This window comes from Pseudomonas flexibilis, from assembly GCF_000802425.1.
Taxonomy (GTDB): Bacteria; Pseudomonadota; Gammaproteobacteria; order Pseudomonadales; family Pseudomonadaceae; genus Serpens; species Serpens flexibilis.
The window spans coordinates 112,849-127,039 of the sequence record NZ_JRUD01000010.1; the positions used below are offsets into that span (position 1 = coordinate 112,849).

Annotated in this window: 15 protein-coding genes; 2 read left to right on the top strand and 13 right to left on the bottom strand. The window is 65.8% G+C overall.

The window, feature by feature from the left end:
* The first annotated feature begins 7 nt into the window (after nt 1–7).
* Nucleotides 8–958, top strand: a complete 951-nt coding sequence (locus SF06_RS08355; protein ID WP_039560762.1) for a hypothetical protein — start codon at nt 8–10, stop codon at nt 956–958.
* A gap of 62 nt (nt 959–1,020) precedes the next feature.
* On the opposite strand, the gene cysN is transcribed toward SF06_RS08355, so the two are convergent.
* The 3 genes from cysN to SF06_RS08370 all read right to left on the bottom strand — a co-directional run bounded on the left by cysN (nt 1,021) and on the right by SF06_RS08370 (nt 4,723).
* The gene (gene cysN / locus SF06_RS08360) at nt 1,021–2,916 is read right to left on the bottom strand and encodes a sulfate adenylyltransferase subunit CysN (protein WP_027591439.1); all 1,896 of its coding nucleotides are present in this window, start codon (nt 2,914–2,916) and stop codon (nt 1,021–1,023) included.
* A gap of 12 nt (nt 2,917–2,928) precedes the next feature.
* Entirely contained in the window at nt 2,929–3,846 is a 918-nt protein-coding gene (gene cysD, locus SF06_RS08365) for a sulfate adenylyltransferase subunit CysD (RefSeq protein WP_027591440.1), read from the bottom strand.
* Between the two features lie 118 nt (nt 3,847–3,964).
* Nucleotides 3,965–4,723, bottom strand: coding sequence for a Nif3-like dinuclear metal center hexameric protein (locus SF06_RS08370; RefSeq protein ID WP_039560764.1), 759 nt, complete (start codon nt 4,721–4,723; stop codon nt 3,965–3,967).
* Between the two features lie 188 nt (nt 4,724–4,911).
* On the opposite strand from SF06_RS08370, the gene algW reads away from it, so the two are divergent.
* A complete protein-coding gene (algW, locus tag SF06_RS08375; RefSeq protein WP_407681084.1) occupies nt 4,912–6,099 on the top strand; it encodes a Do family serine endopeptidase AlgW in 1,188 nt (395 codons plus the stop codon).
* Between the two features lie 139 nt (nt 6,100–6,238).
* On the opposite strand, the gene hisC is transcribed toward algW, so the two are convergent.
* The 10 genes from hisC to SF06_RS08425 form a co-directional block, all read right to left on the bottom strand.
* Complete coding sequence (gene hisC, locus SF06_RS08380) at nt 6,239–7,297, bottom strand: histidinol-phosphate transaminase (protein ID WP_039560765.1); 1,059 nt, start codon at nt 7,295–7,297, stop codon at nt 6,239–6,241.
* 112 nt (nt 7,298–7,409) lie between these two features.
* Nucleotides 7,410–8,717, bottom strand: coding sequence for a histidinol dehydrogenase (gene hisD / locus SF06_RS08385; RefSeq protein WP_039560768.1), 1,308 nt, complete (start codon nt 8,715–8,717; stop codon nt 7,410–7,412).
* Nucleotides 8,718–8,812: 95 nt separating this feature from the next.
* Complete coding sequence (gene hisG, locus SF06_RS08390) at nt 8,813–9,445, bottom strand: ATP phosphoribosyltransferase (RefSeq protein ID WP_039560769.1); 633 nt, start codon at nt 9,443–9,445, stop codon at nt 8,813–8,815.
* 52 nt (nt 9,446–9,497) lie between these two features.
* Nucleotides 9,498–10,763 carry a UDP-N-acetylglucosamine 1-carboxyvinyltransferase gene (gene murA / locus SF06_RS08395; RefSeq protein ID WP_027591446.1) on the bottom strand — a complete coding sequence of 422 codons (1,266 nt, stop codon included), beginning with the start codon at nt 10,761–10,763 and terminating at the stop codon, nt 9,498–9,500.
* A gap of 21 nt (nt 10,764–10,784) precedes the next feature.
* Nucleotides 10,785–11,024, bottom strand: a complete 240-nt coding sequence (locus SF06_RS08400) for a BolA family protein (protein ID WP_027591447.1) — start codon at nt 11,022–11,024, stop codon at nt 10,785–10,787.
* A gap of 86 nt (nt 11,025–11,110) precedes the next feature.
* Nucleotides 11,111–11,422, bottom strand: a complete 312-nt coding sequence (locus SF06_RS08405) for an STAS domain-containing protein (RefSeq protein ID WP_039560772.1) — start codon at nt 11,420–11,422, stop codon at nt 11,111–11,113.
* Nucleotides 11,419–12,063, bottom strand: coding sequence for an MlaC/ttg2D family ABC transporter substrate-binding protein (locus SF06_RS08410; RefSeq protein ID WP_027591449.1), 645 nt, complete (start codon nt 12,061–12,063; stop codon nt 11,419–11,421). The genes SF06_RS08405 and SF06_RS08410 overlap by 4 nt, the downstream gene beginning before the upstream one ends.
* An 8-nt stretch (nt 12,064–12,071) precedes the next feature.
* Entirely contained in the window at nt 12,072–12,539 is a 468-nt protein-coding gene (gene mlaD, locus SF06_RS08415) for an outer membrane lipid asymmetry maintenance protein MlaD (protein WP_027591450.1), read from the bottom strand.
* The gene (gene mlaE, locus SF06_RS08420; RefSeq protein WP_027591451.1) at nt 12,539–13,336 is read right to left on the bottom strand and encodes a lipid asymmetry maintenance ABC transporter permease subunit MlaE; all 798 of its coding nucleotides are present in this window, start codon (nt 13,334–13,336) and stop codon (nt 12,539–12,541) included. The genes mlaD and mlaE overlap by 1 nt, the downstream gene beginning before the upstream one ends.
* The gene (locus SF06_RS08425; protein ID WP_027591452.1) at nt 13,336–14,142 is read right to left on the bottom strand and encodes an ATP-binding cassette domain-containing protein; all 807 of its coding nucleotides are present in this window, start codon (nt 14,140–14,142) and stop codon (nt 13,336–13,338) included. The genes mlaE and SF06_RS08425 overlap by 1 nt, the downstream gene beginning before the upstream one ends.
* Between the last annotated feature and the right edge of the window lie 49 nt (nt 14,143–14,191).

A 14,191-nucleotide genomic window follows, 5' to 3' on the forward strand; every position in this document is an offset into this window, starting at 1 on the left:
AATCGCCATGCGCATCCTGTTCGTCCTGCTCGCCCTGTTCAGTCTCGGCGCACAGGCCAACCCCGACTGGAAAGCCTTCCCCCACGACCAAAGCGCCTTCGACTACAGCGGCGACAAGCTGCGCCAGGCGTGGCCGCGCCTCACCCTGGGCTTCGGCGATTACCCGTTCCCCGACGCCGCCTGGGTTCGCCGCATGGCGGAGGAAAATCCCGAAGCGCTGCAACGCACCACGGCCGAAACGGGCTTCTCCGGCGCGCCCGGAGACGCGGAGGTGTACGCAGCCGAGCTGCAGGAGGTCTGGCGTCTGCTGTTCCGTGGCGATTTCGCCGAAGCCAAGGCGCGTGGCATGGCCCTGGGGATTGGCGGCCAGGTGCCGGCCATGTATGCCCAGGTGATCTACGCCATGTTCCTGGCCGACAGCCAGGAAGAGAAGCACCGCCTGCTCGAGGAAGTGATCGAATACAACGAACAGGCCGGGGAGCTGATCCGCGCCGACTCGGTGGCCATGTTCGGCGGCGTGTATGCCAAGGCTCGCCTGGGCGAGGAACTGTCCGTGCCGGTGGTGCTCAAGCGCGGCTACACCTCGCAGATCCCGGATCAGCTGGATGAACTGCTCAAGCAGCACCCCAAGCATCCCTACGCCCTGGCCCTGTATGGCGGCTATCACGCTGGCGTGATCCGCAAGGTGGGCAAGCTGGTCGGCCGCATGACCTACGGCGTCAGCCCCGACAAGATGGAGCACTACTTCCAGCGCTCCTTCCAGCAGGCCGACAGCCTGCCCATCGGCCACTACGAGTACGCCAACGCGCTGAACTACGTGTACGGGAAGAAGGAACGGGCCAAGGCGTTGGAGCACCTGCAACGGGCCGTCAGCCTGCCGCCGGCGAGCGCCATGGAGGCCCTGGAAGTCGCCCATGCCCGCAAGCTGCTGAACGCCGAGCAGATCGCCGGCCAATAGCACCTGCGGCCAGAACGAACAGGCCCGCCAGATGGCGGGCCTGTTCGTTCATGCAGCCTGGACTAGATCAGCGCCCGGGCACGCAACAGCGCCAGCACTTCGCGCACGCACTCCTCGACGGAGTGCGACTGGGTATTGACCACCAGGTCGGCGTCCAGCGGCACATCGTAGGGGAAGGACTCGCCGGGAATGTTGTCCTCGCCGGCAGCGTACAGACCCTGCGGATCCCGCTCGCGGCAGACCATCGGCGACGCCTGCACGTACACGGTGATCAGGCGCTCGGCGCCGATGATCGCCCGCGCCTGCTCACGCCCTTCCGCGCTCGGCGCCACAAAAGCCGCCAGGGTCAGCAGGCCGGCTTCGTTGAACTGACGTGCCACCAGGGCGGCACGACGCCAGTTCTCGGCACGGCCGGCGCGATCCTGCGGCAGACCCTTGTTGATGTCATGACGCAGGTTCTGGCCGTCCAGCACGAACACCGCGCGCCCCATGTTGAACAGTGTGCGTTCCAGGGCATAGGCCAAGGTGCTCTTGCCAGCGCCGGACAGGCCGCTGAACAGCACGGTGGCCGGCTGCTGGCCGAAGCGTACGGCCCGCTCCTCACGGCTGACATGCCCGCCTACGGCCTGATGTCCATGGCCGGCTGCCGGTGCGATGATCATGCCGGCGCCCACGGTGACGTTGCTCAGCCGATCGATGACGATGAACGCGCCGGTGGTGCGGTTATCCGCATAGCCATCCAGGGCGATCGGCGCGTCCAGGCTGACATTGACCCGCGCGATGCCGTTCAACGGCAGGCTGCTGGCCGCGCATTCCTCGAGGCTGTTGACGTCCACCTGATGGATGATCGACGGGATCGTCCCCGGCACGTAGCTGGTAGCACGCTTGAAGTCGTACTTGCGCCCCGGCTGCATGGGCTCCTCGCCCAGCCAGACCAGCATGGCTTCGAAGCTGTCGCTGACCTGCGGACGGTTGTCGGCGTGCACCAGCATGTCGCCGCGCGACACATCGATCTCGTCCTCCAGGGTCAGGGTGATGGCCTGGCCGGGGCCGGCCTGCTCCAGCTCGCCCTCGAAGGTGACGATCGACTTGATGCGGCTCGCCTTGCCCGAGGGCAGCGCCACCACTGCATCACCCTTGCGAACCACGCCCGACGCGAGCGTACCGGCAAAGCCCCGGAAGTTCAGGTTCGGACGATTCACGTACTGCACCGGGAAACGCATGTCGTCGAGGTTTCGATCGGCAGCGATCTCCACCGTCTCGAGGATTTCCATCAGCGGCTGGCCCGTGTACCAGGGCGCACGCTCGGAGCGGTTGACCACGTTGTCGCCCTTGAGGGCGGACATGGGCACGAAGTGCAGCGAGCTGGCCTGGCGATCCAGGCCGATGCGCTCGGCGAAGTCCAGGTAGTCGGCGCGGATGCGCTCGAAAACGCCCTGGTCGAAATCCATCAGGTCCATCTTGTTGATGGCCACCACGATGTGGCGGATGCCCAGCAGCGAGGCGATATAGCTGTGCCGGCGGGTCTGGGTCTGCACGCCGTAGCGGGCGTCCACCAGGATGATGGCCAGGTCGCAGGTCGAGGCGCCGGTGGCCATGTTGCGGGTGTACTGCTCGTGGCCGGGGGTGTCGGCGATGATGAACTTGCGCTTGGCGGTGCTGAAGTAGCGATAGGCCACGTCGATGGTGATGCCCTGCTCGCGTTCGGCCTGCAGGCCATCCACCAGCAGCGCCAGGTCGACGTCATCGCCGGTGGTGCCGACTTTCTTCGAGTCGCGGGTAATGGCTTCCAGATGGTCCTCGTAGATCATCTTGGAGTCGTGCAGCAGACGGCCGATCAGCGTGCTCTTGCCGTCGTCCACGTTGCCGCAGGTAAGGAAGCGCAGCAGTTCCTTGCGTTCGTGCTGGGCCAGGTAGGCGAGGATGTCCTCGCTGATCAGTTCGGATTGATGCGACATGATGCGTGGTCCTCAGAAGTAGCCCTGGCGTTTCTTTTCTTCCATCGAGCCCGCCTGATCGTGGTCGATCACTCGGCCCTGGCGCTCGGAGGTACGCGTCAACAGCATTTCCTGGATGATTTCCGGCAGCGTGGTGGCGGTCGATTCCACCGCGCCGGTCAGCGGGTAGCAGCCCAGGGTGCGGAAACGCACCATCCTCTTCTGGATGCTCGCCTTCTGCTCGGCGGTCAGGTACTGGAGGATGCGCTCGTCGTCGATCATGATCAGCGCGCCATTCATCTCGATCACTTCGCGCTCCGCCGCGTAATACAGCGGCACGATCGGAATGCCTTCCAGGTAGATGTATTGCCAGATGTCCAGCTCGGTCCAGTTGGACAGCGGGAAGACGCGGATCGACTCGCCCTTCTTCACCTTGCCGTTGTAGATGTTCCACAGCTCGGGGCGCTGGTTCTTCGGGTCCCAGCGGTGCTTGCTGTCGCGGAAGGAATACACGCGCTCCTTGGCGCGGGACTTCTCCTCGTCGCGGCGCGCGCCACCGAAGGCGGCGTCGAAGCCGTACTTGTCGAGCGCCTGTTTCAGGCCCTCGGTCTTCATCACGTCGGTGTGCTTGGCGCTGCCGTGGGTGAAGGGGTTGATGCCCTGGGCGATGCCGTCCGGGTTGGTGTGGGTGATCAGCTCCAGCCCCATCTCCTCGACCATGCGGTCGCGGAAACGGTACATCTCCTGGAACTTCCACTGGGTATCCACATGCATGACCGGGAACGGCAGCTTGCCGGGATAGAAGGCCTTGCGGGCCAGGTGGAGCATGACGGCCGAGTCCTTGCCGATGGAATACAGCATCACGGGGTTGTCGAACTCGGCGGCCACTTCACGAATGATGTGGATGCTTTCCGCTTCCAGCTGCTTCAGGTGCGTCAGTTTCTCGACCATGACTACTCACACGTGCGGGGTTTCGGCCTACGGGCCGTGGGCGAGCGCGCACCATAGCACCCGGGGTTTCTTCTAAGAATCCCGACATCTAGAACAAAGTTTCATATTCATATAGCGATCAAATCGGGTTGTCGCAGTCGATGAAGCGGTGCTCGATGCCGAAGCGCTGCGCCAGATAGTCGCCCAGCGCCTGCACCCCGTAGCGCTCGGTGGCATGGTGACCGGCCGCGATGAAACCGATGCCGTTCTCCCGAGCGCTGTGGAAGGTCTGCTCGGACGCCTCGCCGGTCAGGTACAGGTCGACCCCGGCGGCGATCGCCTGGTCGATGTAACCCTGGCCACCCCCGGTGCACCAGCCCACCCGCTGGATGGGGCGCGCGCAATCCACCAGCAGCGGCTCCCGGTCGAGGGCCACGGCCACCTGCCGGGCGAAATCCGCGGCGCTCATCGGCTCGGGCAGATGGCCCACCAAGGCAACGGAGCGCGGATTGTCGGGCTCCAGCGGACCGTCCACCTGCAGGCCGAGGCGCCGCGCCAGCTGCACGTTGTTGCCAACCTCATGGTGCACGTCCAACGGCAGGTGATAGGCCAGCAGGCTGATGTCGTGGGTCAGCAGGGTCTTCAGCCGTCGCTGCTTCATGCCGACGACACAGGGGTTCTCGTTCTTCCAGAAATAGCCATGGTGTACCAGCACCAGATCGGCACCCTCCGCCACCGCGGCATCCAGCAGGACCTGGCTGGCGGTCACCCCGCTGACGATCCGACGCACCCGGGAGCGGCCTTCGACCTGCAGCCCGTTGGGGCAGTAATCGGCGATCTTCGCCGCAGCAAGATAACGATCGGCTTCGAAAACCAGAGTAGACAGGTCGATACCCATGGGCAGTTCCTTTTAACAGCCGGACGGCTGCTTCTTTGCGATGCGCGTCCGTATAATGTCGCGACTTCATCGAGGGGTCGCTCGTGTCGAGAAAGCGAATCTTACCGTTGCTGCGGGCCTTGAACACTCACCCGCTACTGCGGGCCCGTGCCGAGGGCAAAACCTTCCGCAGCCGCATGAGCCGCGCCATGCCGCGCTGGCTCGGCGAACGCACCCTCGATCCTCAACAGCTGCGCAGGACACTGCGCTATTTTGGCTGGCCGCTGCTGACCGGCCTGCTGCTGGCGCTGCTGCTGATCGAGCGGCATCCCGAATGGGTTGGCCTGTCCGGTGCCCCGACCCCGGCGGTGTTTCCCCTGCCCGCCCTGGAAGGTCCGGTCTCCTACTCCCGCGCCGTGGATCGCGCCGCGCCGGCGGTGGCCAACCTGTACACCACCAAGGTGGTCAGCAAGCCGGACCATCCGCTCTACCAGGACCCGCTGTTTCGCCACTTCTTCGGCGAGAGCCTGCCGCGGCAGCGCCGCCTGGAGTCGAGCCTCGGCTCGGCGGTGATCATGACCCATGACGGCTACCTGCTGACCAACAACCACGTGACCAGCGGCGCCGACCAGATCGTGGTGGCACTCAAGGACGGCCGCGAGACCCTGGCCCGGGTGATCGGCAGCGACCCGGAGACCGACCTGGCGGTGCTCAAGATCGACCTGCCCAACCTGCCGTCGATCCCGCTCGGGCGCTCCGACGGCATCCGCATCGGCGACGTGACCCTGGCCATCGGCAACCCGTTCGGCGTCGGTCAGACGGTGACCATGGGCATCATCAGTGCCACCGGCCGCAACCAGCTGGGCCTGAACACCTACGAGGACTTCATCCAGACCGACGCGGCCATCAACCCGGGCAATTCCGGCGGTGCGCTGGTGGATGCCCACGGCAACCTGATCGGCATCAACACGGCAATCTTCTCCAAGTCCGGCGGCTCGCAGGGCATCGGCTTCGCCATCCCGGTCAAGCTGGCCCTGGAGGTGATGCAGTCGATCACCGAGCACGGCCAGGTGATTCGCGGCTGGCTGGGCATCGAAGTGCAGGCGCTGACGCCCGAACTGGCGGAATCCTTCGGCCTGGGCGCGCGCAGCGGCGTAATCGTCGCCGGCGTGTATCGGGACGGGCCGGCACAGCGCGCCGGTTTGCAGCCGGGCGACCTGATCCTGCGCATGGACGACCAGGCGATCGTCGACGGTCGCGGCGCCATGAACCAGGTGGCCCGCGCCCGGCCGGGACAGCAGATCAGCATCGAGATCCTGCGTAACGGCAAGCCGCTGACGCTCGACGCGGAAGTCGGCCTGCGCCCGCCGGTCCCTTCCAGCACCGAACGCCCCTGACGCCCGCGCCCACGAACCGCAGCGGGCGGTGAGTGCGACTTCAGTCGCGAGCTTTTGAGCGGGATTGCACTAAAAGCATCGCAACAGAAGGCGCACCCACAAAAAGCGGCCGCCTCGCGGCTTCAGCCGAATCTCTACCTCAACCGCACATTCCGCGCAGCGCCTCGACCAGCGCCTGGTTCTGCTCTGGCGTGCCCACGGTGATGCGCAGGAACTGGGCGATGCGTGGCTGCTTGAAGTGGCGCACGATCACGCCCTGCTCGCGCAGGCCGGCGGCCAGGGTGGCGGCGTCCTGTCCCGGGTGGCGGGCGAAGATGAAGTTGGCGGCCGACGGCAGCACCTCGAAGCCCAGCCCGGCCAGTTCGCCGACCAGTCGCTCGCGGCTGTCGATCACCTTGCGGCAGCAGTCCTCGAAATAGTGGCGGTCCTCGAACGCCGCCGCCGCACCGGCAATCGCCAGGCGATCCAGCGGGTAGGAGTTGAAGCTGTTCTTGATGCGCTCCAGCGCCTCGATCAGCTCGGGATGACCGACCGCCAGGCCGACACGCAGGCCGGCCAGCGAGCGCGACTTGGACAGCGTCTGGGTGACCAGCAGGTTCGGGTAGCGGTCGACCAGCGCGATGGCGCTCTCGCCGCCGAAATCCACATAAGCCTCGTCGATCACCACCACGCTGTCCGGGCTGGCCTGCAGCAGTCGCTCGATCTCGGCCAGGCCCAGCAGGCGGCCGGTCGGCGCGTTCGGGTTGGGGAAGATGATGCCGCCGTTGGGCCGCGCGTAATCGTCGACGCGGATCTGGAATGCCTCGTCCAGCGCCACGGTTTCGAAATCGATGCCGTACAGGCCGCAATACACCGGGTAGAAGCTGTAAGTGACGTCCGGGAACAGCACTGGGCGATCATGCTGAAACAGCCCGTGGAAGATGTGCGCCAGCACTTCGTCGGAACCGTTGCCGACAAACACCTGCTCGGGGCGCACCCGGTAATGGGTGGCCACGGCCTGCTTGAGGCGCTCGCCGTTGGGGTCCGGGTACAGGCGCAGGCTGTCGTTCAGCTCCGCCTGCATGGCGGCGATGGCCTTCGGCGACGGCCCGTAGGGGTTCTCGTTGGTGTTGAGCTTGACCAGCCGGGCCAGTTTGGGTTGCTCACCCGGCACGTACGGCACCAGGTCCTTGACGAAAGGGCTCCAGAATCGGCTCATCGCCCTTCTCTCCTCGAATGGATGCGGTTTGGCGTAGGGTGGAAAGCGCCGCAGCGTTTTCCACCGGCTGACATCGGGCGGAAAAGGCCGGCGGCCTTTTCCGCCCGGCGGCTTACTTGATGCGGTACTCGGCGCTGCGTGCGTGGGCGGTCAGCGACTCGCCGCGCGCCAGCACCGAGGCCACCTTGCCCAGCGCCGAGGCGCCCTCGGCCGAGCAGTGGATGATCGACGAGCGCTTCTGGAAGTCGTAGACGCCCAGCGGCGAGGAGAAGCGCGCGGTGCCGGAAGTGGGCAGCACGTGGTTGGGGCCGGCGCAGTAGTCGCCCAGCGCCTCGGCGGTGTAGCGGCCCATGAAGATCGCGCCGGCGTGGCGGATCTGCGGCAGATACTGCTCGGGATTTTCCACCGACAGCTCCAGGTGCTCGGGGGCGATGCGGTTGGCCACTTCGATGGCCTGGGCCATGTCGGCCACCTGGATCAGCGCGCCGCGACCCTGCAGCGAGGTGCGGGCGATGGCTTCGCGCTCCAGGGTCGGCAGCAGCTTGTCGATGCTGGCGGCCACGCGGTCGAGGAAGGCGGCGTCCGGGCTGACCAGGATGGCCTGGGCGTCCTCGTCGTGCTCGGCCTGGGAGAACAGGTCCATGGCGATCCAGTCCGGATCGGTCTGGCCGTCGCAGACCACGAGGATTTCCGACGGGCCGGCGATCATGTCGATGCCGACCTTGCCGAACACGTGACGCTTGGCGGTGGCCACGTAGATGTTGCCGGGGCCGACGATCTTGTCCACCGGCGGCACGCTCTCGGTGCCATAGGCCAGCGCGGCCACGGCCTGGGCGCCGCCGATGCAGAACACCCGGTCGACGCCGGCGATGGCGGCGGCGGCCAGCACGATCTCGTTGAGCTCGCCGCGCGGCGTCGGCACCACCATGACCACCTCGGGCACACCGGCGACCTTGGCGGGAATGGCATTCATCAGCACCGACGACGGATAGGCGGCCTTGCCGCCCGGCACGTACAGGCCGGCGCGGTCCAGCGGGGTGACCTTCTGGCCCAGCACGGTGCCGTCGGCCTCGGTGTAGCTCCAGGAATCCTGGCGCTGCTTCTCGTGGTAGCTGCGCACCCGCGCCGCAGCGGTTTCCAGCGCCTGGCGCTGCTCGGGGGTGATGCGCTGCAGCGCCAGCTCCAGGCGCTCGCGCGGCAAGATCAGATCGGCCATCGAGGTCGCTTCGACCTGGTCGAAACGCTGGCTGTATTCCACCAGCGCGGCATCGCCGCGACTGCGCACGTTGGCGATGATCTCCAGCACGCGCTGGTTGACCGCATCGTCGGACACGCTTTCCCAGCTCAGCAGATGATCCAGGTGTCGGGCGAACTCCGGATCAGCGGCATTGAGTCGACGCAGGGAAAGATCAGCAGTCATGGCAGGCCTCGTAATGGCAGTGGCTCGGGCGTCGCTAGACTATCAAGCCCGCCGCGTGGACGCCCGAGAAAAAGGCTATGACGCGGATAGGCCGATCAACCGTGGTGTCGCTCGACCGCCTCGCGCAGAGTCTCGATCAGCGCCTGGATGCGGGCGTGCTTCATCTTCATGGACGCCTTGTTGACGATCAGCCGCGAGCTGATGGTGGCGATCAGCTCCTGGGGCTCCAGGCCGTTGGCGCGCAGGGTATTGCCGGTGTCGACCACGTCGATGATCTTGTCGGCCAGGCCGACCAGCGGCGCCAGCTCCATGGAGCCGTACAGCTTGATGATGTCCACCTGGCGGCCCTGTTCGGCGTAGTAGCGCTTGGCGACATTGACGAACTTGGTGGCCACCTTGAGGCGCCCCTTGGGCTCGGGCGCGCCGACCTTGCCGGCGGTCATCAGCTTGCAGTTGGCAATCTTCAGGTCCAGCGGCTCGTAAAGACCCTGGCCACCGAACTCCATCAGCACGTCCTTGCCGGCCACGCCGAGATCGGCGGCGCCCTGCTCCACATAGGTGGGCACGTCGGTGGCACGCACGATCAGCAGGCGCACATCCTCCAGGCTGGTGGGGATGATCAGCTTGCGGCTCTTGTCCGGATTCTCGGTGGGAACGATGCCGGCTTCGGCCAGCAGCGGCAGGGTGTCATCGAGAATGCGGCCCTTGGACAGCGCAATGGTGAGCATGGTGAATCCTTGAGAAACGGACGACGGGAGCGCCAGGCTCCCGTCAAAGGCCTTAGTTGGGCACGCGACGAATCTTGGCGCCCAGCAGCTGGAGCTTTTCCTCGATGCACTCGTAGCCACGGTCGATGTGGTAGATGCGGTCGATCAGCGTCTCGCCCTCGGCCACCAGCGCGGCGATCACCAGGCTGGCGGAGGCGCGCAGGTCGGTGGCCATCACGGGGGCGGCCTTCAACTGCGGCACGCCGGTGACGATGGCGGTGTTGCCCTCGACCAGGATCTGCGCACCCATGCGGTTCATTTCGTAGACGTGCATGAAGCGGTTCTCGAACACCGTTTCCACCACGGTGCCGACGCCTTCGGCCACGGCGTTCATGGCGATGAACTGCGCCTGCATGTCGGTGGGGAACGCCGGATAGGGCGCGGTACGCACGTTAACCGCGCGCGGACGATTGCCCTTCATGTCCAGTTCGATCCAGTCACTGCCGGTGGAAATGTGCGCGCCAGCTTCCTCAAGCTTGGCCAGCACGGCCTCCAGGATGGTCGGATCGGTGTCCTTGAGCTTCACGCGGCCCCGGGTCGCGGCGGCCGCCACCAGGTAGGTGCCGGTCTCGATGCGGTCGGGCATCACGCTGTAGCGACCGCCACCCAGGCGCTTCACGCCCTCGATGGTGATGGTGTCGGTACCGGCGCCGCTGACCTGCGCGCCCATGGCGTTGAGGAAGTTGGCCAGGTCAACCACTTCCGGCTCGCGCGCGGCGTTTTCCAGCACGGTGCGACCGTTGGCCAGCGCCGCGGCCATCATGATGTTCTCGGTGCCGGTCACGCTGACCACGTCGAAGAAGAAGCGTCCGCCACGCAAGCCACCAGCCGGCGCCTTGGCCTTGATGTAGCCGCCCTCCACCTCGATCTCGGCGCCCAGGGCTTCCAGGCCGCGGATGTGCAGGTCCACCGGGCGCGAGCCGATGGCGCAGCCGCCAGGCAGGGCCACCTCGGCCTGACCGAAGCGGGCAACCATCGGGCCGAGCACCAGGATCGACGCGCGCATGGTCTTGACCAGCTCGTAGGGCGCCACCAGGGTCTGGATGCTGCTGGCATCCACCTCGACGCTGAGCTTCTCGTCGATGATCGGCTGCACGCCCATGCGACCGAACAGCTCGATCATGGTGGTGATGTCATGCAGGTGCGGCAGGTTGCACACGGTGACCGGCGTATCAGCCAGCAGGGTGGCAGCCAGGATCGGCAGGGCGGAGTTCTTCGCCCCGGAAATGCGGATTTCGCCGTCGAGGCGATTGCCACCGGTGATGATCAGTTTGTCCATAGGTCTCTCGGCGTCGACGCCTCAGGAGCGCTCGGCCCACTGGGCGCGGCTGTAGAATTTCATAGTGACGGCATGGATGCTGCCGTCGGCGATCCAGGGATTGAGGTGCGCGTAGATCTGCTGCTGGCGCTTGACCGGGCTGAGCGCGGCCAGCGCGTCGTCGATCAGGTTCAGCTGGAAGCTGCAGCCCGCGCCTTCCACTTCGACCTGCACGCCCGGCAGTTGCTCTTCAAGAAAGTTCTTAACGTCCAGTGCCTGCATCTCAACCTCGCTCGGCGCGTTCGGATAGTACGGAGCCCTGGGCTCGCGAGCCGGGCATCATACAAAAAAAGCCCGAACGTCGCGACTCACGCACTGGCGTCCGCGGGCAGGATTTCCAGCAGCTGGCAGACCTCGGCGATCTGCCGCATGTCGGCGGGCAGCGCCTGTACCCGCAGTGTCTTCCCGGCCGCCTCGGCGTCACGCAGGAAAGCCAGCAGCAGCGCCAGACCGACGCTGCTGGATTTCTCCACCGCCGACAGATCCAGGCACAGCGCACCACTCTGGTTGTTGCGGATCAGCGCGCGACCCTGCTCGCGCAGGCCGGGGCCGGTGCGAAAATCCAGCACACCGGCCAGTTGTAGCCGTCCGTCGGACTCGGCACGGATACTTGCGCTCATCGGCCGCTCGCCTGCTGGGCCTCGGCGCTATCCTTGGCCTGCTCGACCACCTGCACCCAGCCGTCGATGGTCTTGTCCAGGTCGTTGCCATTGCGCTGCATAGCCTCGGCGAACTGGTCGCGGAACAGCTTGCCGACGTTGATGCCGTTGATGATCACGTTGCGCAGCAGCCAGGTATCACCCTGCTTGACCATGGTGTAGGAGAGCGGATAGACCACGCCGTTCTGGCCGATCACCTCCATGCCGACGCTGGCGCGATCCGGCTCGGTCTGGCGACCAGGCAGGATGCGAATACCCTGGTTGTCGTACTCGAGCAGCGCGTTGCCGTAGAACTGCATCAGGCTGCGCTTGAAGTTGTCCTCGAAACGCAGCATCTGCGCCTCGCTGGCCTGGCGCGAGTACTTGACGGTCATGATGCTGCGCGAAATCCCGCGCACATCCACCACCGGACCGAGGATCTCGTTCAGGGCCTGGTAGAACGCCTCGCGGTCGGTGCGATAGCGCTCCTTGTTGGCCTTCAGGTCGCCGAGCATGCGCTCGACGCTCTGTTCCACCACCTGCTGGGCGGTGGGCGCGGCACTGGCCAGCAGCGGCAAGCCGAGCAGCAGGGTCAGGAGGGTGTGCCGAACGGCATTGATCAGAACAGTCATCATTGGCCCTCTTTGTTCACGGTATTGAGCAGGAACTTGCCAATCAGGTCCTCGAGTACCAGTGCCGACTGGGTGTCGCGGATCTCGCCACCCTCGCGCAGCACCTCTTCCTCGCCACCGACGCTGATACCGATGTACTTCTCGCCCAGCAGGCCGGCGGTGAGGATCGAGGCGGTGGAGTCGGTCGGCAGGTTGTCCACCGCACGGTCGACCTCGAGGGTGACCCGACCGGTGTAGCGTTCCTTGTCCAGGTCGACGGCGACCACCTTGCCGATGGTCACACCGGCCATGGTCACCTTGGCGCGCGGCGTCAGCCCGGCGACGTTGTCGAAATAGGCGTAGAGCCGGTAGGTATCACCGGAGCCGACCGCCGACAGGCCGCTGACGCGCAGGGCGAGCAGCAGCAGGGCAAGCAGGCCGGCGAGCAGGAACAGGCCCACGCCGATTTCCAGAGTGCGGCTTTGCATCAGAAGTCTCCAAACATCAGGGCAGTCAGAATGAAGTCGAGGCCGAGCACGGCCAGCGAGGCGTAGACGACGGTACGGGTGGTGGCGCGGCTGATGCCTTCGGAGGTCGGCTCGCAGTCATAGCCCTGGAACACGGCGATCCAGGTAACCACGAAGGCGAACACCACGCTCTTGATGACGCCATTCACGACGTCTTCCATGAAGCGCACGCTGTTCTGCATGTTGCCCCAGTAGGAACCCTCGTAGACGCCCAGCCAGTCCACCGCGACCATGGCGCCGCCCCAGATGCCGACCACGCTGAAGATGGCGGCCAGCAGGGGCATGGAAATGAAACCGGCCCACAGGCGCGGCAGGACCACGTACTTGAGCGGATCGACGCCGATCATCTCGAAGCTGGACAACTGCTCGGTGGACTTCATGTTGCCGATCTCGGCGGTCAGCGCCGAGCCGGCGCGGCCAGCGAACAGCAGTGCGGTGACCACCGGGCCCAGCTCGCGCAGCAGGGTCAGCGCGACCATCTGGCCGACGGCCTGCTCGGAGCCGAAATCACTGAGGATGTTGAAGCCCTGCAGCGCCAGCACCATGCCGATGAAGATGCCGGACACCACGATGATCGGCAGCGACAGCACGCCGACGAAATACAGCTGCTTGATCAGCAACTGCAGGCCGTTGCCCAGTCCGCTGCGGCCCGCCAGCACATGGAACAGGAATAGGGTCGAGCGACCCAGGGCCTGGCAGACATCCAGGCCGGCCTTGCCGAGCAGGCGGATACGTTCAAGGGGAGACTTCGTGCGCATCAGCGGCTTCCCAGCAGGTCGGCGCGGTAATCCACAGCCGGATAATGGAAGGGCACCGGACCGTCCGGGGTGCCCTGCATGAACTGGCGTACCCGTGGATCATCGGAATTCATCAGCTCGTCGGGCGTGCCCTGGCCCAGCACCTTGCCATCGCCGACCACATACAGGTAATCGGCGATGCTGGCGGTTTCCGCCAGGTCGTGGGAGACGACGATGCTGGTGATGCCCAGCGCGTCGTTGAGCAGGCGGATCAGGCGCACCAGCACGCCCATGGCGATCGGATCCTGGCCGACGAAGGGCTCGTCATACAGAAGGATCTGCGGATCGAGGGCTATGGCTCGCGCCAGCGCCACGCGGCGCTTCATGCCGCCGGACAGCTCGTCGGGCATCAACTCGATGGCGCCGCGCAGGCCGACGGCCTGCAGCTTCATCAGCACGATGTCGCGAATCATCTCTTCGGGCAACTCGGTGTGCACGCGCAGCGGGAAGGCGACGTTCTCGAACACGTTCAGATCGGTGAACAGCGCACCGCTCTGGAACAGCACGCCGAACTGCTTGCGCATGTCGAACAGCGCGCCGCGACCGAGGGTCGGCAGATTGACGCCGTTGACCCAGACCTCGCCCTTCTCGGGGCGCAGCTGGGCGGCGATCAGCCGCAACAAGGTGGTCTTGCCGCAACCGGAGGGCCCCATGATTCCGGTGACTTTCCCGCGCGGAAACACCAGGTCCACGTTGTCGAAGATGGCCCGCTCGCCGCGCCGGAAGGTCAACCCCTTCAGCTCGACCGCATGCTCGTGGTCAGTCACATCAACCTCCTGTAGCGCCTCTCGGCAGCCACCTGGGTGGCGGCGAAAA